Genomic DNA, 22,036 nt, shown 5'->3' with positions numbered 1-22,036 from the left:
TTTTAAGTATACTTATGTATACACATCTATTATAGATATTAATCCTCTCACTAACAAATTATTCTCTCTTTACAACATGTTATATCTTTGTAAATTCCAGGTATATATTAATGTAGGATGAATTTATACACACTTATAGTTTTAAATATAATCTTTCTACTTTGTAGTAGCCGTCCAATCCTTGCTGTTACGGTATCTTTTGATGTGCGCATATATATTTTCCCCTGCATAATCTTCATTGGTATATACAGTAATAGCAAAATACTTCCCAGTTTCAGAAAGTTCTTCTTCCAAATAAAAATCTCTCAAATGTTCAAATAGATTCTTCATCTGATCCATCTTGAGGCTCGGATATTCCCGCAGCATTCTTTTTTGAAGCCCGCCCGGTTCATCGATTATTTCCTGAACCACTATTACAAACGTTTCATCCTCTTTAATGACATCATCGAAAATGTTTGTCTGACCAAACTCTGTCATGGCGCTTCCTCCTCATTATAATTCTGTCCGCAAGTCCCACAGTTCCTTAAAGAAGTATTTGTCGATCACTCTCTTTAAGTAATTCACTCCTGAGCTGCCGCCCGTGCCGGTTTTGAAACCGATGATTCTCTGCACAGTCTTCATATGTCTGAATCGCCACTGGCTGTACCTGTCTTAAATATCCACCAGCTTTTCAAGCAGCTCATACAGTTCAAAATTTTCCTCCGGGTTAAGGTATATCTGTTTAAATGCTTCCTTTACTGTGTCATTCGGTTCATAATCCTGTGTGATATCACGGTTCAGAACGGATTCATCAATATCAAATCCTGCTCTGTGCACCGCTTTGATCGTTTCATCATAGATGCTCGGGGTTTCCAGCTGCTTCTTTAATCGAGCATGTACTTCCGGGTCTTTTTCATATATTTTCAGCGCATGAGTCGTCTTGAATCCGAGACAATATTCCATCATCCGGTTCTGATAGGACTGAAACCCTGAAGCATTCGCAAGGATATCCCTGAATTTCAAATAATCACTCGGTGTCAAAGTTGATAATACATCCCATGAAGTAATAATCTGGTTCTGTGCATTTGCAACTCTCGCAAGCTTTTTAAAAGCCACCCTGAATTCGTCTTTACTGATATCCTCTATTGCTGAATTCAGTTCATGTATCATCAGTTTCATCCATAATTCAGAGACATGATGGATGATGATGAATAACTGCTCATCATGTTCATCAGATAAAGGTTTTTGTGCTGTGAGTACCTGTTCCAATGACAAGTATTCCCCGTATGTCATGTCTTTCTTGAAGTCTGTCTTGACGCTTTCCCCGCTCAATGTCTTATCCTGATATTCAGACATCTTCACTCCCCCTTTTTCTAACGGCCGCCCTTACAAGTGATCCGTCTGCACCTTCTATCTTAAGCGGCAGAGCGATAAAATCATAATATCCGCCCGGCGCTTCTTCCAGTACAACATTTTCTATAATCATGATGTCGTTCTCATAGAGTGTGTGATGAATCTTTAAATCTTTGGAATCAATATCATCCACTGACGGTACATCGATACCGAACAGCTTTATCCCGATACTGGAAATATAATTGACCGCTTCTTCAGTTAAAACCGGCACTTCTTCCGGAAAGACGCCCGGCTCATATGACTGCTGTGTCTTCACCAGTAATATGGTGCCTTTTATATCATGTTCAGAAAGTAATGCTTCTGTAATTTGATTCTGATTATACACTTCTATTATTGTGGCTTCACCGATGTAGCGGTTGATATCCAGTGCCTCGACGGTTTCTCCTCTGTCATCAAAATGGAACGGCGCATCAATATGCGTGCCTATGTGACTGCTCGTTGTCACTTTTCCGATATTGACTGAACCGGTATCTTGCTTTGTTGCCGGCACTTCGAAACTGAACGGTGTATCTTCCGGCCAGTGTGCGATATCATTCGTTAACGTCTGCGTAATATCAATCCACATTATGCGACCACACCCCGTTTATTATCAAAGTCTTTATATTTTTTCGTTTCCATGATTTCTTTTAAAATTCTCATCGTGTGATAAACATCTTCAAACGTATTATAAAGTGCAACCGGTGCAATACGCACGTAGCTCGGAGCCCTGAAGTCAGGTATCACGCCTTTTGATTTCAAAGCTTCATTGATGCCGGCAGCATGTTTGTGACCGATCAATATATGACCGCCGCGCTCTTCATGGCTGCGGGGTGTCACCATTTCAATATCAAACTCTTTAAATTCCGCATCCAGTATTTCCAGCATGAAATCCGTAAGATTCAGTGATTTGCTCCGTATTTCATCCATTCCCGCCTCGTTGAATAAAGAGAGGGCCCCAGCGAGCGGTGCCATCGATAGAATATGCGGCGTACCGATCTGATATTGGCTGATATCCGGCGCTCCATCGAATTCGTGATTCATATCAAACTGGCTTTCTTTATTATTTCCGAACCAGCCTTTCAGCGACACTCCCAAATGATGATGTTTCGGATGGACATAAAGTCCCGCAACCGATCCCGGTCCGCCGTTTAAATGCTTATAAGTACACCACACGGCAAAATCCACATCCCATGCCTTCAGATGATGAGGTATCGCACCGATTGAATGACACAAGTCAAAACCGATGATGATGCCTTTTTCATGAGCTGCATCCGTTAATTTTTCCATGTCAAGAATCTGACCGCTTCTGTATAAAACTGCCGGCAGCAGAATGAGGGCAACAGAATCATCCATCAATTCAATAATGTCTTCTGTTTTTAAAGTATGTCCGTCACGGCTCTCTGCTTTCAGCAGACTGTCCGGGTACCCGTGATCATCAAGCACGGCCTGGACCGCGTAAATATCTGACGGAAAGTTCAGCTCATCAACTAAAATTTTATTTCTTGATTCAGTCGGCTGATAAAGCGTTCTGACCGTCTGGTGAATATTTGTCGTAGTTGAATTTGTGGCAAGTATTGTTTCTTTGTCCACATTGATGAGTCCCGCCATGGACTCGCCAATCTTTTCCGACATATAAAACCATGGCCGTTCACCTTTCGTCCATCCTTCGATCGCCAGCGTTTTCCAATCATTCAAAACATCCTGTGTCGACTGTTCGGCGCGTTTGCTCATCAGGCCGAGTGAATTCCCGTCCATATAATATAGATTCTCGCCGATATAAAATTCCTGCCTGTATTTATGAATCTTGTCTTTTCGGTCATGTTCCTGTGCAATTTCCAACCATTTCTCCATCATGACATCTCCCCTTATGGTTAACTATATCATCTTAATTTTATTTTATATAAATACAAATGCTTTATCAATGATTGATAAGCACGCCTTTGATACAATGACAGTAAATGATGACAGGAGTGTTTCTATGCAAAGTTTACAGGGTAAAAATGCGATTGTTACGGGAGGCAGCCGGGGCATTGGCTACCAGACCGCACTGAGGCTTGCGGGCGAAGGTGTGAATGTGGCAATCATCGGCCGGGACCAGAGTGCATTGGACACTGCTGAAAAAGGCCTTGCTGACAGCGGTGTCAAAGTCCTGACGGTACAGGCGGATGTTGCAGATGAGGCTGATGTGAAAGATGCTGTATCAAAAATCGCTTCAGAATTTGATTCAATTGATATTTTAATCAACAATGCCGGCATGATGGGCAGCGGACCATTTTTAGAGTCCACAACGGAAAACTTTGAAAAGATGATGCAGGTAAACGTCTTCGGAATATATCATATGTTAAAAGCAGTTCTGCCTGAAATGGTGGCGCAGGAGAAGGGAGACGTCGTCAACATCGCTTCGGTTTCAGGCCTCCGTTCAGGTCCGGGCGGCTCACTGTACTCGGCAACAAAATTTGCTGTCATCGGAATGACAGAAGGACTGCTCAAAGAAATGAGACCGCATAACATCCGCATGTCTTATTTGACACCTTCAGCGGTCAATACCGCTCTGATCGGCAACAATACGCTCCAGGAGGACACTATGACCCAGCCTGAGGATATTGCTGATATAATTGTTAATAACTTAAAGATTCATCCGCGTACATTCGTTAAAAACACTGAAATGTGGGCGACAAACCCATTACCAAAAGAAGATTAAGAAAGGGGATTTTAAAATGGTAGGACCCGCTTTAAAAAAGTTCGATTCCCATAAGGCGATTCATGATGCAGGTCTCGGCGGTGCGAAGGAAAGAATTGAAGGGATGAGAGAACTGCTCATAGAAAAGAAACATGAGCATTTGACTGAAGAAATCAAATCATTCATTGAATTTGTAGAAGGCAAAATCATCGTCCATGCCGACACTGAAGAGGAAGAGGACGGGCTGTACACTCTGGCAGTCAAGAAAAATCCCGACCTCCACGATAAAGTTCAGCATTTGACCCGTGATCATGATCTCATGAAAATCATTGTAGATCTGATGAAGCAGGAACTGGAAAATAAAGAGATTGATTTTCAGAAACTTGTTGATCACTCGAGCTCAATCATCATAGTGAACGAAATCCATTCACGTGATGAAGAAGAGGCTTTGCTGGAAAAATAATCAACATAAAAAGCACGCTTATAAGCGTGCTTTTTATGTTACACTTGTATGTAAATTTCATATAAAGAGGATGTGTAGAGTATGGATGGAAATAATAATCGTTGGAATCTGATAGATAAAAGGATTCTTATTCCGGCAGTCGTCATTATTTTAATCATTTGTATACCCTTTGCCTTATATGAATCAGAGTCACTCGAGCTACTCAACCAGATATTTGATGCAATTGTGACCAACTTTGGCTGGGGATATATTTGGTACGCAAACATTTTACTTATTATCGGATTGTATCTTTCCTTTTCCAAGTACGGGAAAGTGGTTCTGGGCGATCCGGCAGAAAAACCTGATTTCACTTTATTTCAATACTCCTGCCTGTTGATTGCCATGGGCCTCGGCTCAACAATTATGAGGACCGGCATGATTCAATGGACGGAAATCGCAAACAACCCGCCTGCCGGCGTTGAAGCCGGCGGTCCGGAAGCGATGCTGTGGGGCAACTCCTATTCAATGTTCATCTGGAGCTTCCAGACGTTCTCAATATTTGTCATGGCAGCACCTGCAATTGCCTATATCATCCATGTTAAGAAGAAGCCTAAGATGCGTATTTCGGAAGCAACGAGAGTATTGTTCGGAGATAAATTCACTGACGGTCTCGGCGGTATATTACTGGATATCCTTTTCTTAGTGAGTATTTTATCCGGTGCTGCGGTGACATTAGGTCTCGGCACACCGATCATCACTTCAAATCTCGCTTCATTACTCGATACTGATGTGACGTTTACGATGACACTGATCGTCACCATAGTATGGGTTATTTTATTTTCAATCAGTGCATATGTGGGAATCGATAAAGGCATTAAACGCCTGAGTGTCCTCAACATGTACATGGCAGGCGCATTTGCACTGTTTGTAGTCATCATAGGCCCCGGCATATTCATAATGGATTTCTTTACTGATACAGTCGGCCATCTATTATCCAATTACTTGACGTTTTCGTTCTTTACAGAATCGACTGTGATAGAACAAACAGCTTTCATTAAAAATCATTTGGTTTTCTGGTTTGCCTATAATGCCACTTGGGCGATGCTCCACAGTGTCTTTGCAGCAAGAATATCAAGAGGGCGTACTGTAAAAGAAATGATACTCACCTATTTGGTGGCTCCGACAGCATTATCCTGGCTTGCTACAGGTATTCTCGGAGGCATCGGAGTACACCGTCAGCTGAACGGACAGCTCGATCCTCTTTCACTCTCAGCTGAAAATGACCCGGTTTCAATCATACCGGATATTTTGGAGACACTGCCTTTATCTGGCATCGTCATGATAATTTTCATCATCATTGCATTAATATTCCTGACAACAACACTGGATTCTACAACTTTTACAATCGCGGCATACACAAGCAAAAACGATATGAGTGAACAGGATCCTTCCAAATTCGTCCGCATACTGGTGTCCATAATCATTACTGTGCTTGCACTGACCTTGATGCAGATTGGCGGGCTCGAGCCTCTTGAAGTGATATCGGGCATGATGGGCATACCAATCATCGCCATTCAGTTCATCCTGATTATTGCCGCCATGAAGATGATGGATAAAGATAAGGCATGGAAATATAACATCAGAAAAGACGATTAACTCAATAGATTTTAAAAAGACCATTGCGGAAATCAATCTGCAATGGCCTTTTTATTTAGAGTTGACTAAATAAAATGTTTAGGGTATCCTAAATATCAAATTGACATACATATATTCACTGGAAAGAGGTTTATTGATGAGAAAAATGATATTATTCATCGCTGTTTCTGCTATGTTTCTTACGGCGTGCAGCACGCAGGGCGACAGTGCTGAAACGGATGACAGAACTCAGATTGCTGTCACAACAACATTTTTATATGACATGGTATCGGTGCTGGAAGAGGATGTCGATCATTTCAACGTTGAACTCATCATCCCCGCCGGCGAAGATCCGCATGTGTATCAGCCGAAAGCCAGTGATCTGCGAAAGATAAATGAATCGGATTTTATTTTATATCAGGGACTGAACTTTGAAGGACGCATGATCGACCTGCTTGAAACCGGAATACCTGTGGCAGATGATTTGGATACTTCATCGCTTGAGACGATGGAGGAAGAAGGCGGCTCGGAAGTCGATCCGCACTTTTGGTTCAATATAGATTTATATAAAGAATCTATGACGAATGTATTGGATATTCTGGTTGAGAAGAATCCAGGTGGCGAAGAGAGTTATCAGGATAATTTAAATGCTTATTTCGAAGAGTTGGATGACCTTCATGATTATGTAGAAAACCGCATTGAAGAGGTGCCGCGTGAATCACGGATTCTTATTACACCTCATGATGCTTTTGGATACCTCGCCACAAGCTATGATATCGATGTACACGCACCGCAGGGGTTTTCCACCGATTCAGAAGTGTCGAACAACCAGATTCAACAAACCGCAAATCTGATTGCAGAACGGAACATCAACGCGATATTTCTGGAATCGACTACAAATCCGGATCGTATGAAGCGTCTTCAGGAAATCGTTGCTTCAGATGGCGGTGAAGTCGAAATTGTGAGCGGCGAAGACCGGGCACTGTTTTCCGACTCACTCGCACCGGAAGGTTCATCAGGAGATACGTATATCAGTATGTTCAAGCACAATATCGATTTAATCGTCGAGAATTTAAAATAGGAGCTCTGTTATGACTGAAGATATTATAAAAATAAAAGATCTAATTGTTGCTTATGATGAAAAGCCGGCGATATGGCATTTGAATATGACATTACAGGAAAACAGCATCACTGCAATAGTCGGCCCGAACGGCGCCGGTAAGTCGACGCTGATCAAATCGATCATGCAGTTGATAAAACCTGTATCAGGAGAGATTCATATCAACGGTTCAAAAAGTAAAAAAGCATTGAAGAACATTGCCTATGTGCCTCAAAAGGGCGAAGTCAACTGGGAATTCCCGACTACAGTACTCGATGTCGTATTGATGGGCAGATACGTTCATAAAGGCTGGGTCAAACGACCTGACAAGGAAGACCATAAAATTGCCATGTCGGCGCTGAGGGAAATGAAGATGGAAGCGTTCAGAAACCGTCAGATCAGCGAGCTGTCAGGCGGTCAGCGCCAGCGTGTGTTTCTGGCCCGTGCAATTTGTCAGGATGCTGATATTTACATTATGGATGAGCCGCTTCAGGGCATTGATATTACGACAGAGAAACTGATTATCAAAACGATCAAGTCGCTGCAGGAACAGGGCAAGACCTTTTTGGTCGTCCACCATAACCTTGATACGGTCAAAGAATATTTCGACCACGTCGTCATTATGAATAAAACCATTGTCGCAAGCGGAAAAATCAGCGAAGTATGGACGAGTGAAAACATCGATAAAGCATACAACGAAGTCAGTGCGGTGAGATAATGGAACTTTTGACAAGCTACACATTTTTAATTGTCGCCATCGGTACTACACTTTTGTCATTTGCAAGCGGAATCGTCGGGACCATCAGTGTCATCAAAGGCCAGAGTCTGATTGGTGACGCCATCGGTCACGCAACTTTCCCGGGAATCATTCTTGCGTTTATGCTGGTCGGTGTCACAGATACATTCTCACTGGCCGTCGGTGCCGTCATTTTCGGCATCATCGCATTTTTCTTCATACAGATGATCACCAATCATTCCAAAATCACTTTGGACGGTGCCTTGGCCTTGATACTGTCATCTTTTTTCGGTCTCGGAATGGCACTTAAAAGTTTTGTCCAGGGCAACCCGGCATTCCAGAATACGCAGGGTATCGATGATTATATATTCGGCCAGGCCGCTTATATGCTAAGACTCGATGTCTATCTGATATTGACCGCTTCAATCATCAGTCTGTTATTATTCATCATCTTTTACCACCAGATCCGTATTTATACTTTTGATCCGGTCTACAGTTCGACGGTAGGTATCAACCCCTCCCTCATTAACTTTTTAGTTCTATCGATGACCATACTATTGATAGCAGTGGGTTTAAAAGCTGTGGGAGCCATACTGATCGTGAATCTTTTGATTGCTCCCGGAGTGATTGGCTTATTATGGTCCAATCGATTCAATACGGTCATGATGATTGCGGGGCTGGCCGGTGCGGTTGCTGCATTTACAGGCACTTATATCAGTACGGCGTTTGCCGGTTTTCCTACAGGACCGTCAATCATCATTGTACTCAGCGTATTTGTGTTCATTTCCATGCTGTTTGGCAGAAAAGGCCTGGTTACACGCCAAATTATGAAAATGCGGGGTGAGACGTCATGATAGAAGTTCTGTTCGTACTCATCATCGCTTCACTCGCAACCAGTGTTTTAGGTGTGTTCCTGGTTTTGAAAAACCAGGCAATGACGACAGATGCAATAAGTCACACAATACTTCTCGGAATTGTTCTTGCATTTTTCATCACACAGGATATCCGTTCGCCCTGGCTGATCATCGGTGCAGCTCTCGTCGGTGTGCTGACCGTTTACCTGATACAGCTGATCAACCAGACGAACCTGATTAAAAATGATGCCTCAATCGGTATCGTCTTTACGGCACTGTTTGCGATTGCGATCATTCTGATATCCAGATATGCTGACAATATACATTTGGATATAGACATTGTCATCGCAGGCGAAGTTTTATTCGCACCGCTTAACAGAATTGAAATCTTCGGCTACAGTGTGCCGAGAGCCCTTTGGCAGCTCGGTCTGTTACTGGTTATCAACACCGGGTTTGTCGCACTGTTTTATAAAGAGCTCAAAGTTTCAACATTCGATCCTAAATTTGCCTATGTCATCGGATTCAGCACTACGTTGATCTATTATATGCTCATGGCTCTTGTATCTGTTACAGCAGTGGTCGCATTTGATGCAGTCGGAGCAATACTTGTCATCAATTTCTTTGTTGCGCCGGTACTGACCGCTTATCTACTTGTAAAAAGGCTGAGTCATATGATATTTTTAACCGCTTTTTTTGCCGTTTTAAACAGCACACTCGGATACCTGCTCGGTTACAATCTTGACCTGTCGATGTCCGGTGCGACTGCGACTGTTGCATTTTTAATTTTCATCGTGGTGTTTTTATTCAAACCCGATGGCTATATCATTCTTAAAATAAAGAAGCGCCGTCAGAAAAAAGAATTCATGCATGCAATGATCTTGATGCTGATGAGTGAAGATGAACATGAAACGATTTCTCTTCAGGAAATATCTAAACACTTTAACCTGACTCAGGCGGAAACTGAAAAACAGCTGGAAATATTGGAAGTGGATGGCTACATTGTAAAAACCGATGATCAATACATGCTGACACTCCGCGGTGAAGAATTTACTCATTATTCCCGTATAAAGTATGAGTTGAAACCTCATTGATGATTAACACTATAATAAAGCGGAGGTGTACGGTTTGAGCCCGACGAAAGAAGATTATATAAAAGTGTTGTTTGAGCTTGGCGGGCGTTTCAATCGCGTGTCAAACAAGGAAGTGGCAGGACGGCTTAATATTTCTCCCCCTACTGTGACGGAAATGATGAACAGTCTCGTCAAAATGGAATGGGTGGAGTACACTCCTTATAAAGGGAGTATTTTAACTGATGAAGGAACGGCTTATGCTAAAGAAATCATCAGAAAACACCGATTGTGGGAAGTGTTTTTATTTGAGAAACTGGGGTTTGGTATAGAAGATGTCCATGCTGAGGCAGAGCTGCTTGAACATACAACCAGCGATCATGTGGCAGACAAGCTGGAGGCGTATCTCAATTTTCCAGAGTATTGCCCGCATGGCGGAGCGATAAAAATCGACCTGATGGATGTGCAGGAAAATCATACTGTCACCATTTCCGAAGCTGAAGCCGGATCTGAAGTGGTAATTTCAAGAATCGTCGATGAAGAAAAACTGCTTAAATATTTTAAAAATCAGCATTTGAATATAGGGGACCATATAACCATCATAGATATAGATACATCCATTGATCTCATTACACTCAAAGACAGCGATGATATGGAAATACAAATAAGCATTTCAATTGGCAATTATCTCTTTGTTGAACCAAAATAAAAAGAAGGAGCGGACGCTCCTTCTTTTTTAATGTCATTATTTTGAAACATCATTACCAAGATATGCCTGTAACATCCAGTTATTCTTCTCGATTTCCTGAATGTAAGCAATATACATATCAGCTGTGGAGTCATCTCCTGCAGCTTCTGCTTCTTTCACACCACTTCTTAGTTCTGCAATGATCAGCTCATAGTCTTCTATCAGCTGTCCGACCATCGCCTGATCGTCCAGTCCGTACTCTGCTTCCTCAACGCTTGATTCTTCAAGTGCTTCTTTCAGCTTACCTACAGGCTGTCCGCCAACTGCTAAAATTCTTTCTGCAATATCATCCACTATGACTGCAGTCGAGTCATAAAGCGCTTCAAATTTAGTGTGCAGGGAAAAGAAATGTGCACCTTTGACATACCAGTGGAAGTTATGAAGTTTTCCCCATAAGACTATATGGTTCGCCAACTGCTTGTTCAATGATTCAATGACCTTGTTCTTTTCAGTTATTTGTACCATGAAAACACTTCCTTATTTAGAATTATTATAAATAACTTATATATAATATAACATACCAAAAATGCTTTCGCAACACTATTTAGAATGATTATAAATAAAGAGTTTTCAGCCATTCAATTTAACCTATAAAAATATTAAAAATCCCCTACAGGAGCCTATCCCGCAGGGGTTGTCCAATCACTATTTGGAAACATCTTCACCAAGATAAGCCTGCAGCATCCAGACATCTTTTTCAATACCCTGGATATATGCGATAAACATATCTGCAGTCGAATCATCTCCTGCATTTTCTGCTTCCTTGACGCCGCTTCTCAGCTCTGCAGCAATGACTTCATAATCATCTACGAGCTGCTTGACCATCGATTCGGCATTCAAACCGTATTCACCTTCATCGATACTGGATTCCTCAAGCGCTTCTGCCAGCTTACCAATCGGCTGACCGCCAATCGCTAAAATTCTTTCTGCCAGATCATCTACTATGACTGCCGTGGATTCATACAGTTCTTCGAACTTCGTATGCAGTGAAAAGAAATGAGGGCCTTTGACGTACCAGTGGTAATTATGAATCTTTCCCCATAAAACTGTATGGTTCGCCAACTGCTTATTCAATGATTCGATAACTTTGTTCTTTTCTGTCACTTGTACCATGAAATCACCTTTCCCAAATAATTTTTATTAATTATTCAACTTCTGATATATAGTTTCATTGTTCTTCAACACTATATATTTTCCCGGTAATCTCAATTATAAACATCACAAAATTTTTGATTAAATCAGATTCGCTGATTGCAGTCCGTGCATAATGCCGTTATCTTCAACGCTTTTTGTCACATGTCTCGCCTGCATCTTGATTTCTTCCTGTGCATTTCCCATGGCAAAGCTGTTCGGAACATACTGCAACATCTCGATATCGTTCGGACCGTCGCCAAAAGCATATACATCATTAATGTCAAACCGCATCTTATCCACGACTTTTTTTATGCCTTCGGCCTTGGATCCATTTCTGGGCGAGACATCCATCGAATAGGCATGCCATCTTATAAACTGGAATGAATCCTCGAACTGCTTTTTATAAAGGTACTCTTCACCTTTAGGACAGAACAACAACGACTGATAAATATCGCGGTCAATGTGGTAATCCGGATCGTGTCCGGGCATAAAGCCGAGCTTCAATGTTGAAATGCCTTCAGTCATATATTCATGTTCCGGCATATTGGACAGCATGTTTTGATCATCCAGATATACAAGTGGATGATCATTTTCCATGGCAATTTCTGTGATGTCTTCCAGTCTTTTGGCATCCAAAGGATTGGTATAGATCAGTTCGTCCTCATACACCACATAGTTGCCGTTCATACTCACAAAGGTATTGATACCCAATGAATCCCTTAAGTCTTCATACATGAACGGTGAACGGCCGGTCGCAATAGCCACAATATGACCGGCGTCCTTTACAGCCTTCACAGCCTCTTTAGTGGATTGCGGCACTACTTTTTCATTGTTATAGAGCGTTCCGTCTATATCAAAGAATATTATTTTCTGATTACTCATATCATGCACTGCTCCTAATCATAAATTATGCGTAAATATCAAATCTGGACAATCCAAAATACAACACTACAATCAAAATCAGCCATATGACCACCATGAAAAGATGCCCTTTATCATGAAATGCTGAGTAAAGCTTCAAATCGATGAATAAACTGAGTACAAACTGCCAGGCCAGAACCGTAGCAAGTATCCAGATTGCTGCCGGATGGTCGGTAAAGATGAATACGGCCAGAGCAATAAGGTATGTAACAAGCATCAAATATAAAAAGATTCTTTCAAGATTACCAATATTGAGTGCGTGAATTTTCAAGAAATCATCTTCTTCACGATATCTCGAATCATCAAAAGCAAAATAGCGCTTTGTTTTGGAAAAGTAATGGGTGTAAAATGACTTGATGACCAACCCTGCAAATAAAACGAACAATAAAATATACAAAAGCTTCATTCCTATCCTTGAAAATACTATAGTCCTGGTAACAATTGTAATAGATATCCGACAGCAACTCCAAGAATAACTATCATCCACGCAGGCACCTTCATTTTATATAATAGGAAGAATAATAACAACGCCAGGAAAAAATCACTGCCGGAGTTAATACCACTTATAAACACCGGATTGTAAAATGCTGCAAGCAGAATTCCGACCACCGTCGCATTGACTCCCATCAGAATGCTTTGGAATTTCTTATTGCCTCTCAGCAGATTTAAAAAAGGCAATGCACTCATCACAAGCAGAAATGATGGCAGGAACATCGCAATCGTTGCGATGATGCCGCCCATCGTCCCCAGCATAACCGTTCCCAAATAACTTGCAAATGTAAATAAAGGTCCCGGCACCGCCTGGGCCATTCCGTAACCTGCCAGAAACTCATCAGCCGAAACAAGCCCTGTAGGTACAACTTCCCTCTCGATCATCGGCAGGACAACATGACCGCCGCCAAAAACAATCGAACCGACACGGAAGAATATATCGAATATATTCAAGTACTGGTTATCGAAAAGTGAATTGAGTAACGGGAGCAGAATCAACAGTCCGATAAGTGTGCTGAATGAAATGATGCCTATTTTGCGTGTCAGGTTAAATTTAAAATCTGTTATTTTATTTTCTGCCTTATTCTTAAACAGGAAATATCCGAGCAGACCGCCGAGTAAGATTGTCAGGATCTGAATCCATGCATTCGGGTAGATCAGCATCAAACCTGCCGCAGCAATCGCCATAAGCATTCTCGGGATGTCCGGTGCAAGATTTTTACCCATGCCGAGCAGTGCGTGCAGCACGACTGCCACAGCAACGACTTTCAAGCTGTTTATGAAAACAGCCCCCTCCAAATCCAGGTTCTGATACAGCAGTGCAAAAATGATCAGTACTAAAACAGATGGCAATGTGAATCCGAGAAAAGATAATATCCCGCCCGCTATACCGCCGCGCAGCATACCGATTGAAATGCCGACCTGCGAGCTTGCAGGTCCGGGCAGGAACTGGCAGACAGCGATAATGTCCGCATATAATTTATCATCGAGCCATTTCTTTCTATTTACATACTCCTCTTTGAAATAAGCGAGATGTGCAACCGGACCGCCGAAAGAAGTCAGACCGAGGCGCAGTGAAGTCAGTAAGATTTCCATCAGATTGCTGCCTGATTGATTATTGTTATTAGAGTTTGAATGATTGGTCATGTTTTCCTCCGTATAATAAAGTTAATATCTTCAAATTTACCAGTGATTTGCATATTAATCCATATGAATCATAAAATTATACAAACTCTTAACATCTGTAACAGCGCTGAGTCAGAAGCATAAAAAAAGCATGCAGCACTCAATGTGCTGCACGCCTTACATTTCAATTACAGTAATTCTTCAGACAGTTCAACGATGTATTTGATTTTATTCCACTGGTCTTCTTCAGTCAAAATGTTTCCGTGGTGAGTCGAAGCGAAGCCGCACTGTGGGCTCAGTGAAATCTGCTCTTTAGGGATGAACTGCTTGGCTTCTTCAATTCGTTCCTTGATTGTTTCCCTGCTCTCAAGTTCACCATGCTTTGAAGTGAAGAGTCCAAGGACCACCTGCGGTCCGTTGTTCGGAATTTCATCCAGCGGCTGAAAGTCGCCTGAACGGTCATCATCATATTCTAAAAAGAAACCGTCCACTTTTTCTTTGGCAAACAGAACCGGTGCAATTTTTGAGTAACTGCCTTCAAATGCCCATTTGGAACGGTAGTTGCCACGGCACAAATGCGTTGTTACCACAAGATCTTCGGGCTTGTCTTCAAGCACGCCGTTGACGACACGCAGTGCAAGGTCAATCAGTCTTTCCCTGTCCAGACCGCTGTCGTTGAACGGCAGCTCTTCGGCATTCAGTCCCGCGATATACACATCATCGAACTGAAGATAACGGCAGCCTGCCTCATAAAATGCTTTGACAGCATCTCTGTATGTCTGAATGACATCGTCTGCATAATCTTCAACATCAGAATAGTATTCATGGTCTCTGATACCTGCATTGAATAACTGGTTTGGACTCGGGATGGTCTGTTTTGCAACAGCACGGTCACCGACAATTTCTTTGAATAATTTAAAATCTCTAACATGCGGATGGTCTTCGTTGAATGAAAGCTTTCCTTTGTTGCGCACATCCCAGGCTTCGGTTTCTTCACCGACAAATGCATAACCGGTTTCAGGAACGTAGCCTTCAACACCGTTTAAATTTTCAAGGAAATCCGTGTGCCAGAAACGTCTTCTGAATTCACCATCGGTCACTGCCTTCAATCCCGCTTCAATCTGTTTATCAACGACTTTAGTAATCTCTTCAGTTTCAATATCATATAGTTCACTTGATGAAAGTTCATTATTCTTATAGGCTTCACGTGCGTTATGAATCCGCTCCGGTCTGAGTAAGCTCCCCACGTGATCCGCTTTGAAAGGTCCCGTTTTTACATTTGTCATATTATCCGCTCCTAAAGTGTTTTAATTATAAATAAATCCCCTTCTTATCTTTGATAAAAAGAGGATAACGTCCGTCATCTCTTCTCATCTGGGAGCTTGCACTCCAGGAATTAGCACAGTTCCAATAATGGTCTGCTGCTGAGGCTTCAACGGGCCGGTCCCTCCACCTCTCTTGATAAGAAAGTATTATTTAGTTAATCCATATATTATCACTCGGGATAAGTAAGGTCAATGATTTATCGGAAAATTTTAAAATCATAAAATCTTTAATCATCTTATGGAAACACCATGATGACAGTATTCCCCTTTATACTTTTAATGTTATAAGTATAATATTTAATGTTTATCATTAAATAATTATTGCAAAGAGTTAAACATTAGTGTATATTGGTAATATAAAATAAAGGAGGTTTTACCGATGACCGAAAACGCAGTAATCCATAAACGCTTCAGAACGATGGTTAAAGTGCTTTACGTTCTCTCTTTCATCCCTTTGATAATTTTAATTCTGGGCGTTCTTGCCGTACTCGCAGGTATCGTCATTGTGCCGTTTATGCCATTGAATCTGATTGAAGACAGACTGACACAGCTGCCAGTTGTCGGAACATACGAAAGCACAGGTTTGACCTTGGAAATTACTGAGGCTTATCTCGAATCCATCAGCCTGGACCAGACTGCAATCATGCTCGCTCTTGTATCACAATTCTTCTATCTCATTACCGTTGCTCTTATTTTATTTTTCATCAACAGATGGCTGCATAACTTAAAACACGGCGAAATTTTTACACTTAAAAACAGCCGGTTCATAGAATTTGCAGGATATACTCTAATGGTATTTACAATAATTGATGCACTGGCAAAACTCGCTGTTCAAAACTTGATGATGCAGACTTTCTCTGTAATGGAAATTACAACGGAGCTGGATGATCAGTTCATATTTTCTTTCGGCCAGTTAGACCTTAATTTTAACCTTATGATATTATTCAGTGGAATTATCATCTGGATTCTTGCTAAAGTATTCAAATATGGTGCGTTCTTACAGGAAGAATATGATGCAACAGTTTAGAAAGGGTGGTTAACATGATAATAGTCAGACTCGACAGAGTGCTCGCAGACAGAAAGATGCCACTCGGAAAACTGGCCGATGAAATCGGCGTGTCCATCGTCAATCTGTCCAACTTGAAAACCGGTAAAGTTAAAGCCGTCAGATTTTCAACATTGGATGCAATATGTAAAGCTCTCGACTGCCAACCGGGAGATATTCTGGAATACGCTCCAGAAGATAGAGAAGAAAATTAGAAAGCTCTAAATATTTGCACTCTTCTATAAATAGTTATAGGATAAAACCAATGATAGGTTGGCATCAACATTAAGGAGTGTGTGATATGAAGCTTACAGTAACAGACAATGCATTAGACTGGTTCAAAGAAGAAGTGGAATTGGAATCTGGCAGTAAGGTGCGTTTTATTGTCCAGATTTACGGCGACAGTAAAATCCGTGAAGGATATTCTCTCGCTTTTACACTGGATAAAGATGACAGGAAAAAAGCGGTCGAATACGAAGAGGACGGTATTGAGTTTTATATCAATGAATCTGATCTATGGTTTTTTGATGGCCATGATTTATCAGTCGAGTACGATGAAGAAAAAGAAGAGGTCGTTTTTGAATATATAGAACAGTAAAAGGCCATCAATTGTTGTATGATTTCCTTTTTCTGATGTAAAGTACAATCAGGACAATGACGCCGATGATAATGAGAGCGTAGACAATATTGGAATAAATGTCCATATAACCCACTATATCTTCCCAGGAGTTGCCGACAGCAGCACCCAGGTAGACGAGTACAATATTCCATATCAGTGTGCCTAAAGTCGTTAAACCTAAAAATAACAGCACATTCATTTTAGACATCCCCGCAGGAATTGAAATCAGACTTCTGATCAGCGGAATGAAGCGGCAGAAGAATACTGTCCATGGGCCGTATTTATCAAACCATTTATCCGCTTTTTTAATGTCCTCTTTTGTTACGCGCAGAATATGTCCCCATCTATCAATGATTTTTTCCAGCCTTTTGACACTCAACTGAACACCGATGTAATAAAGAACCACTGCACCAAGTACAGAGCCCCCTGTCGCAGAGATGACCACACCGGGAATCGTGAGCTCAGAAGTTGTGGTCATAAAGCCTCCGAATGTCAATACCACTTCTGACGGAATAGGTGGAAATATATTTTCTATCGCTATTAAAAGTATGATTCCTGCATACCCGAAATCATTCATTATAGTCGTTAACCAATCAATCATTCTTTTCACCTTTTACCTATACTTAAGATTTCTATAGTTTATAACTTAACGGCTGGATAAACAAATCATATTATTTTTTATTTTCATGAAGTATAAAACCCCGCCATATTGGAGGGGTTAATTTTCAATCTTCTCTTGAAACAATTTTAAAAATGCCTGCTGATCATCTTTTGAAAACGGCTTCGGACCTTTTGTCCTGCCGCCTCCCTGTCTGATTGCTGCACTTATATGGCGGGTGTTCAACAGATGATTAATATTCATATCATCATATTCAAAACCGTTATGATGGAGCACAGTCGTGCCTTTGGGCAGGAGTAAAGAAGCAAGCCCATAGTCCTGAGTGACGACAATATCATCTTTTGATGCAAGTGCAACAATTTTGAAATCTGCCGCATCCCGGCCCGCATCTACATAAATGGTCTCCACATGTGGAGGTACCTCCTGATTGGAAAAATGTGAGATGCTCGAAACGAGTGTTACAGAAATATTTTTATTCTTCGTTGTTTTAAATATAATATCCTTCACAGGACACGCATCCGCATCGACTATGATCTGCATAAAAATACGCCTGCCTTTCTGTTAGTTTATTTTAACGGTCCTTCCGCGCATGCGGGATGAGTCGCGAGGCGTTTAATGGATTGTCCCGGCAATTACTGGATCACATCATCTGTCTTTGTCTCTCATGATCACATATCAGACTTCCATTTACTATCCATCACTTTTCTTATAAAAACAATCTGTCCAATATGATAAGAATTATGGGCAGCTGCGTTACTGATCAATTCCCACCATTTTGCGTCGACCGGAAATCCTTCGACGCCTTCATCCAGTTGCGACTCTTCCAATAATTCATTCCAATATAATAACAGTTCGATAAGTTCATTCTTTTTATTTTCAAAAGAAGAATTGTCATGATCTAAAAATGTATCATCATTATCAATGCTTTCTACACTTTTGAAATTTTTATTTTTATAGCGGTGCTGCCACGTCCTATTCCAATAAATAAGGTGATTCACTAGTTCTAAAATAGTCATTGCTTCCGGATGAACTTTAAACCCTGCATCCTGTTCGGTCAAATCTTGTAAAGCGGCACTCACCGGTGCATAGAAACTTGGATCATCTGCATTCGCCTGAAACTGGTTGATTAATAATTCCCTGACATGCGTCATTATAAAACCCCTTTTAATTTTTTGCACGTTGACTTTTAGCAATAAAACCCCATCTGGTTAATGTCTGTCATAAAAACCACCCCTATTCGTATATCTACATAGTAGTATTACTTCAAACTCTTGTCTATAATATGTAAATTATATTCAAACAAAATAAGTCTCTGAAACTTTCGTTTCAAAGACTTATTCATAATCCATTTAATTGTGTAATCCTACCGGCCAAATAAATCGCCGCTTGAGCGATAGGACATAAAACTTTGCTCTATCATTCATCCAGTTTCAGTTTCTTCAGCTGATCTGCCAATGCATTGTTGATCGGTTCTTCTTTATCATCTTTTTTCAGATATTTATTCACCGTACGTTTATCGACTTTTCCTTTTTGGGCTTTATCCCTGCGTGCTTTGAAACTGGAAAGTTTCTCACGGTGGCCGCATGTACATGTAAATATTTGACCATCGCCTTCACCGCTCAGCGTCATTTTCTTCTTACAGTTCGGACATCTTGCATTGGTGATTTTGGCGACATTTCTTCTATGACCGCACTCCCTGTCCTGACAGACGAGCATTTTGCCTTTCTTGCCGTTCACTTCAAGCAGCGGCTTGCCGCAGTCCGGACAGTCGCGTCCTGAAATATTGTCATGTTTGAAGCTCTTTTCACTGTTCTTGACTTCTGCAACAATACTCTTCGTATGCTTCTTCATGTCTTCGATAAATCTCTGTTTATCCAGCTGCCCTTTTTCAATCTGTTCCAGCTGTTTCTCCCACACTGCAGTCGTCACCGGAGATTTTAAAATCTCCGGTGCGAGGTCCAGAAGCTGCTTACCTTTGGATGTAATCTTGATTGCCTGCCCGTTTTTCTCCAAATAAAAGGTATTGAACAGTTTATCGATGATGTCTGCCCTTGTCGCTACTGTGCCCAGACCGCCGGATTCGCTCAGCGTTTTCTTGTGTTCTTTATCCATGCTGAAGTATTTAGCCGGATTTTCCATTGCCTGAAGCAGTGACGCTTCCGTGAATCTCGGCGGAGGCGCGGTTTCACCGGTTGTTCTGTTCACAGAACTGACTTTCAACTCTTCGCCTTTTTTCACATCTACAGTCTTTCCTTCAGCTTCTTCTTTATAGACGATTTTAAAACCCTGCTGAAGTACGCGGTTATATTTGGCTTCCAGTGTTTCACCATTAACTTCCGCCAGCACAATCGTCTCTTCATATTCATACGGCGGCAATAAAACGCTCATAAAGCGCTGGATCACCAAATCGTACACTCTTTTCTCACGCTCGCTGAAATCACTGTAATGCACAGTACTTTCAGTCGGGATGATTGCATGATGGTCGCTGACTTTATTATCGTTGACGAATGATCCGTTACCTTTGATCGGAGATCTTAAAATATGCGTACCTACTTTACGGAAGTTGCCGATTCCGCTTGCCTGCACTCTTTCTTTTAAAGTCGGCACGATGTCATTGGAGATAAACTTCGAGTCCGTCCGTGGATATGTCAGCACTTTATGACGCTCGTACAAATTCTGCATCGTCTGCAGTGTTTCTTTGGCAGACAGGCCGTAAATCTTATTTGCATCTCTCTGCAGTTCGGTCAAGTCGTAAAGGCCCGGTGCAAACTGCTTCTTTTTCTTCTTGGTAACATCTTTGACCGTCAGACTGTCCGCTTTCAGTTTTTTATGGATGTCTCCAACTTTCTCCTCATTGAAAGTAGAATAATTATTGCCGTCTTTCCATTTGAACTTCAATTTATCCGTGCCGACTTCCAGACCGTAATATGTTTTCGGTTTAAAGTTTTTAATTTCTTCGTCCCGTGCAGCAATCATGCCGAGGGTCGGTGTCTGTACACGTCCGCAGTTCAGCTGTGCATTGAACTTCGTCGTCAGTGCACGTGTTGCGTTCAGCCCTACATACCAGTCCGCTTCACTTCTCGCGACGGCTGCCTGATAAAGGTTCCGGTATTTATTGCCGGGCTGCAGGTTTTGAAACCCTTGTGAAATCGCCTTGTCAGTGACAGATGAAATCCACAGGCGTTTGATCGGTTTATTCACCTTGACGTAGTCGATGATCCATCTGGCGACCAGCTCTCCTTCACGTCCGGCGTCCGTCGCGATGATTATTTCTCCTACATCTTTTCTTTTCAACTGCGTCTGTACAACCTTGAACTGTTTCGTCGTCTGCGGGATATGCGTCAGTTTCAATGGGCTCGGCAGCATCGGCAGCTCGTTTAAATCCCACTTTTGATATTTTTTGTCATAACGTTCCGGGTCCTGAAGTGTAACCAAATGCCCCAACGCCCATGTTACGATATAATTATTCCCCTCAAGGAAACCATTTCCTTTTTTACTGCATTTCAGTACACGGGCGATGTCCCGTGCCACTGAAGGTTTTTCAGCAAGTACTACACTCTTTGCCAAAATATTCATCCTCTCTCGTTCATACAATATATTCTTCAATTATACTTGTTTTGGTGAATAGAATAAAGTTCAAGAAAAAAGACCACTCGCTTCGAGTGATCTTCACTGACTATACAAATTCAACTTCCAATTTCTTATCTGCTGCATTTGCAATCTTATCCAGCATCTCCGGGCTTGTGTTTACACTGAATCTGTTACTTCTTATTACCGATACTATCCACAAACTGTTTCGCATCTATAAGTGACATGCCGGTTTCATCCCTGATATATTTTACCGCCTTGACTTGACCGTCCTTTTTCATGACTTCTCTTGTCTGTTTGACCCATTCATCCCGGCCCGCTTTAACTTGCAGCTTTCCATTGACCTCTCTCAAGTGCTGCAGTTCTTTACGCTGGGCGATAATGATAAACCCCGCTGCTAAAACGAGCAGAAGTAACCCCATTGACATAAAATCCATTATTAACTCTCCTTATAACCAAATCAGATACTGCCTGATATTTCTTATCCATTCATTCAAAATCATTCATTACGTAAATTATACCATTACAGCTCTCGT

At 41.6% G+C, this 22,036-nt stretch carries 25 protein-coding genes, 1 pseudogene and 1 riboswitch; of the genes and pseudogenes, 11 read left to right on the top strand and 15 right to left on the bottom strand.

The window, feature by feature from the left end:
- Positions 1 to 156 precede the first annotated feature (156 nt).
- From ACY8DT_RS08115 to kynU, 4 genes and pseudogenes are all read right to left on the bottom strand, one after another.
- A complete protein-coding gene (locus tag ACY8DT_RS08115; RefSeq protein ID WP_462419815.1) occupies positions 157 to 477 on the bottom strand; it encodes a hypothetical protein in 321 nt (106 codons plus the stop codon).
- A gap of 15 nt (positions 478 to 492) precedes the next feature.
- Positions 493 to 1,335, bottom strand: a pseudogene (kynA, locus tag ACY8DT_RS08110) (tryptophan 2,3-dioxygenase).
- Positions 1,328 to 1,957, bottom strand: a complete 630-nt coding sequence (locus ACY8DT_RS08105; protein ID WP_462419814.1) for a cyclase family protein — start codon at positions 1,955 to 1,957, stop codon at positions 1,328 to 1,330. The pseudogene kynA and the gene ACY8DT_RS08105 overlap by 8 nt, the downstream one beginning before the upstream one ends.
- Positions 1,957 to 3,222 (bottom strand): kynureninase, encoded by a 1,266-nt coding sequence (gene kynU, locus ACY8DT_RS08100; RefSeq protein WP_462419813.1) that lies wholly within the window; start codon positions 3,220 to 3,222, stop codon positions 1,957 to 1,959. Before kynU ends, ACY8DT_RS08105 begins: the two co-directional genes overlap by 1 nt.
- 127 nt (positions 3,223 to 3,349) lie before the next feature.
- On the opposite strand from kynU, the gene ACY8DT_RS08095 reads away from it, so the two are divergent.
- From ACY8DT_RS08095 to ACY8DT_RS08060, 8 genes are all read left to right on the top strand, one after another.
- A complete protein-coding gene (locus ACY8DT_RS08095) occupies positions 3,350 to 4,072 on the top strand; it encodes an SDR family NAD(P)-dependent oxidoreductase (protein WP_462419812.1) in 723 nt (240 codons plus the stop codon).
- Positions 4,073 to 4,088: 16 nt separating this feature from the next.
- On the top strand, positions 4,089 to 4,514 hold the full coding sequence (locus ACY8DT_RS08090) for a hypothetical protein (protein WP_462419811.1): 426 nt from the start codon (positions 4,089 to 4,091) through the stop codon (positions 4,512 to 4,514).
- A gap of 81 nt (positions 4,515 to 4,595) precedes the next feature.
- The gene (locus ACY8DT_RS08085) at positions 4,596 to 6,149 is read left to right on the top strand and encodes a BCCT family transporter (protein ID WP_462419810.1); all 1,554 of its coding nucleotides are present in this window, start codon (positions 4,596 to 4,598) and stop codon (positions 6,147 to 6,149) included.
- A 136-nt stretch (positions 6,150 to 6,285) separates the two neighbouring features.
- Positions 6,286 to 7,209 (top strand): metal ABC transporter solute-binding protein, Zn/Mn family, encoded by a 924-nt coding sequence (locus ACY8DT_RS08080; protein WP_462419809.1) that lies wholly within the window; start codon positions 6,286 to 6,288, stop codon positions 7,207 to 7,209.
- 10 nt (positions 7,210 to 7,219) lie between these two features.
- A complete protein-coding gene (locus ACY8DT_RS08075) occupies positions 7,220 to 7,945 on the top strand; it encodes a metal ABC transporter ATP-binding protein (RefSeq protein WP_462419808.1) in 726 nt (241 codons plus the stop codon).
- Entirely contained in the window at positions 7,945 to 8,817 is an 873-nt protein-coding gene (locus ACY8DT_RS08070) for a metal ABC transporter permease (RefSeq protein WP_462419807.1), read from the top strand. Before ACY8DT_RS08075 ends, ACY8DT_RS08070 begins: the two co-directional genes overlap by 1 nt.
- Positions 8,814 to 9,908: a metal ABC transporter permease gene (locus ACY8DT_RS08065; protein ID WP_462419806.1), complete on the top strand. Its 1,095-nt coding sequence runs from the start codon at positions 8,814 to 8,816 to the stop codon at positions 9,906 to 9,908. Before ACY8DT_RS08070 ends, ACY8DT_RS08065 begins: the two co-directional genes overlap by 4 nt.
- A 34-nt stretch (positions 9,909 to 9,942) precedes the next feature.
- Positions 9,943 to 10,593, top strand: a complete 651-nt coding sequence (locus tag ACY8DT_RS08060; RefSeq protein WP_462419805.1) for a metal-dependent transcriptional regulator — start codon at positions 9,943 to 9,945, stop codon at positions 10,591 to 10,593.
- Positions 10,594 to 10,629: 36 nt separating this feature from the next.
- Here ACY8DT_RS08060 and ACY8DT_RS08055 read toward each other — a convergent pair whose 3' ends face one another.
- The 6 genes from ACY8DT_RS08055 to ACY8DT_RS08030 form a co-directional block, all read right to left on the bottom strand.
- Positions 10,630 to 11,097 (bottom strand): Dps family protein, encoded by a 468-nt coding sequence (locus ACY8DT_RS08055; RefSeq protein WP_462419804.1) that lies wholly within the window; start codon positions 11,095 to 11,097, stop codon positions 10,630 to 10,632.
- A 180-nt stretch (positions 11,098 to 11,277) separates the two neighbouring features.
- On the bottom strand, positions 11,278 to 11,745 hold the full coding sequence (locus tag ACY8DT_RS08050) for a Dps family protein (protein WP_462419803.1): 468 nt from the start codon (positions 11,743 to 11,745) through the stop codon (positions 11,278 to 11,280).
- Between the two features lie 120 nt (positions 11,746 to 11,865).
- A complete protein-coding gene (locus ACY8DT_RS08045; RefSeq protein WP_462419802.1) occupies positions 11,866 to 12,648 on the bottom strand; it encodes a Cof-type HAD-IIB family hydrolase in 783 nt (260 codons plus the stop codon).
- Positions 12,649 to 12,673: 25 nt separating this feature from the next.
- Positions 12,674 to 13,084, bottom strand: coding sequence for a hypothetical protein (locus ACY8DT_RS08040; RefSeq protein WP_462419801.1), 411 nt, complete (start codon positions 13,082 to 13,084; stop codon positions 12,674 to 12,676).
- 26 nt (positions 13,085 to 13,110) lie between these two features.
- Complete coding sequence (chrA, locus tag ACY8DT_RS08035) at positions 13,111 to 14,325, bottom strand: chromate efflux transporter (protein WP_462419800.1); 1,215 nt, start codon at positions 14,323 to 14,325, stop codon at positions 13,111 to 13,113.
- Between the two features lie 167 nt (positions 14,326 to 14,492).
- Positions 14,493 to 15,590, bottom strand: coding sequence for a 5-methyltetrahydropteroyltriglutamate--homocysteine S-methyltransferase (locus ACY8DT_RS08030; RefSeq protein ID WP_462419799.1), 1,098 nt, complete (start codon positions 15,588 to 15,590; stop codon positions 14,493 to 14,495).
- 81 nt (positions 15,591 to 15,671) lie between these two features.
- A riboswitch (SAM riboswitch) is annotated at positions 15,672 to 15,772 on the bottom strand.
- A 236-nt stretch (positions 15,773 to 16,008) separates the two neighbouring features.
- On the opposite strand from ACY8DT_RS08030, the gene ACY8DT_RS08025 reads away from it, so the two are divergent.
- The 3 genes from ACY8DT_RS08025 to ACY8DT_RS08015 all read left to right on the top strand — a co-directional run bounded on the left by ACY8DT_RS08025 (position 16,009) and on the right by ACY8DT_RS08015 (position 17,272).
- Positions 16,009 to 16,656, top strand: coding sequence for a DUF2975 domain-containing protein (locus ACY8DT_RS08025; protein WP_462419798.1), 648 nt, complete (start codon positions 16,009 to 16,011; stop codon positions 16,654 to 16,656).
- 14 nt (positions 16,657 to 16,670) lie between these two features.
- Positions 16,671 to 16,889: a helix-turn-helix domain-containing protein gene (locus tag ACY8DT_RS08020; RefSeq protein ID WP_052255540.1), complete on the top strand. Its 219-nt coding sequence runs from the start codon at positions 16,671 to 16,673 to the stop codon at positions 16,887 to 16,889.
- Between the two features lie 86 nt (positions 16,890 to 16,975).
- On the top strand, positions 16,976 to 17,272 hold the full coding sequence (locus ACY8DT_RS08015; RefSeq protein ID WP_052255539.1) for a HesB/YadR/YfhF family protein: 297 nt from the start codon (positions 16,976 to 16,978) through the stop codon (positions 17,270 to 17,272).
- Between the two features lie 7 nt (positions 17,273 to 17,279).
- Here the strand turns inward: ACY8DT_RS08015 and ACY8DT_RS08010 are convergent, their stop codons facing one another.
- From ACY8DT_RS08010 to ACY8DT_RS07990, 5 genes are all read right to left on the bottom strand, one after another.
- The gene (locus tag ACY8DT_RS08010; RefSeq protein ID WP_462419797.1) at positions 17,280 to 17,894 is read right to left on the bottom strand and encodes a DedA family protein; all 615 of its coding nucleotides are present in this window, start codon (positions 17,892 to 17,894) and stop codon (positions 17,280 to 17,282) included.
- A 117-nt stretch (positions 17,895 to 18,011) separates the two neighbouring features.
- On the bottom strand, positions 18,012 to 18,452 hold the full coding sequence (locus ACY8DT_RS08005) for a YaiI/YqxD family protein (protein ID WP_462419796.1): 441 nt from the start codon (positions 18,450 to 18,452) through the stop codon (positions 18,012 to 18,014).
- Between the two features lie 128 nt (positions 18,453 to 18,580).
- On the bottom strand, positions 18,581 to 19,063 hold the full coding sequence (locus tag ACY8DT_RS08000; protein WP_462419795.1) for a DinB family protein: 483 nt from the start codon (positions 19,061 to 19,063) through the stop codon (positions 18,581 to 18,583).
- Positions 19,064 to 19,328: 265 nt separating this feature from the next.
- Complete coding sequence (locus ACY8DT_RS07995; protein WP_462419794.1) at positions 19,329 to 21,479, bottom strand: DNA topoisomerase III; 2,151 nt, start codon at positions 21,477 to 21,479, stop codon at positions 19,329 to 19,331.
- A gap of 194 nt (positions 21,480 to 21,673) precedes the next feature.
- Positions 21,674 to 21,937, bottom strand: coding sequence for a hypothetical protein (locus tag ACY8DT_RS07990; protein ID WP_462419793.1), 264 nt, complete (start codon positions 21,935 to 21,937; stop codon positions 21,674 to 21,676).
- Positions 21,938 to 22,036: the final 99 nt, after the last annotated feature.

The sequence above is a fragment of the Salinicoccus sp. Marseille-QA3875 genome, from assembly GCF_054950095.1.
This window is presented reverse-complemented; position numbering and strand designations above follow the sequence as displayed.